The 1,108-nt window shown below is 78.4% G+C and carries 1 protein-coding gene; it reads left to right on the top strand.

Annotated features, from left to right (window positions below; translation table 11 throughout):
• Positions 1–1,108: glycoside hydrolase family 1 protein (locus DZG00_RS15635; RefSeq protein WP_119455828.1), on the top strand; the 1,108-nt coding region annotated here is incomplete at both ends.

The raw sequence follows: 1,108 nt of genomic DNA, 5'->3' as shown, positions 1-1,108 counted from the left end.
GTCTGGGACGCGTTCGCCCGGCGGCCCGGCGCGGTGGCCGACGGCAGCGACCCGGAGCGCGGCGCCGAGCACATCGCCCGCAGCGCCGAGGACGTCGCGCTCGCGGCCGAGCTCGGCGTCGACGTCCTCTCCTTCTCCATCTCCTGGTCCCGGATCCAGCCGGAGGCGCGCGGGGGCCTCCGCCGCGAGGGCATCGCGTTCTACGACGAGCTGGTCGACGCGCTGCTGGCCGCGGGGATCCGCCCGCGCGCGGCCCTGCACGACCACGACCTGCCCGTCGAGCTGCAGGACCGCGGCGGCTGGCTGCACCGCGACACCGCCCTCCGCTTCGGCGACTGCGCGTACCTCGCCGCGGAGGCGCTCGCCGACCGCGTGCCCGACTGGGTGACGCTGCGGACGCCCGCCCTCACCACGATGGCCGGCCACGTGGCTGGCACGCACGCGCCCGGGTCCCGCCTCGGGCTCGACGCGCTCCCCACCGTGCACCACCAGCTGCTCGCGCACGGCCGCGCGGTGGAGGCGATCCGCGGCTCGCGCTCCTCGGCGCGCGTCGGCATCGTGAACGCGCACCGCGTGGTCGAGGCCGCATCCGGGGACGACGACGACCGCGCCGCCGCCGTCGTGGCGCGCGCCGTGCACCAGGACCTCTTCGCCGACGCCGTGCTCCTCGGCCGCTACCCGGACCTCGCGGGCCCGCACGCCGAGGCGTTCGAGCGGCTCGGGCGCGTGGATCCGGCCGACCTCCGCTCCATCGGCCAGCCGCTCGACCACTACGGCGTCGCCCTCGCCGACCCGATCCGCGTCGCCGCCGTGCCGCGCCTCACGGCCGGATCCACCGCGATCCCGTTCGCCGAGCTGCCCTGGACCGACCACCCCGCCTCCCTCGACGGCCACCCCGTCGCGCCCGACCTCGTGCCGGTCGTGCTGGCCGACCTCCGTGCGCGCTACGGCGACGCCCTGCCGCCGGTCGTGCTGTCCGGCCTCGACGCCGCCCACCCCGAGCAGGTCGACGACCGCGACGGCTCCCGCCGGGATCCGCGCCGCGCCCACGCGATCTCCGACCACCTCGTCGAGGCGCTCGCCGCCGTCGCGCCGGGCGGCGCCGCGG

Origin of the sequence: Clavibacter lycopersici, assembly GCF_003576405.1 — a bacterium.
Classification (GTDB): Bacteria; Actinomycetota; Actinomycetes; order Actinomycetales; family Microbacteriaceae; genus Clavibacter; species Clavibacter lycopersici.
Note: the sequence above shows the minus strand (reverse complement) of the source record. Positions and strands in the feature narration are given on the sequence as shown.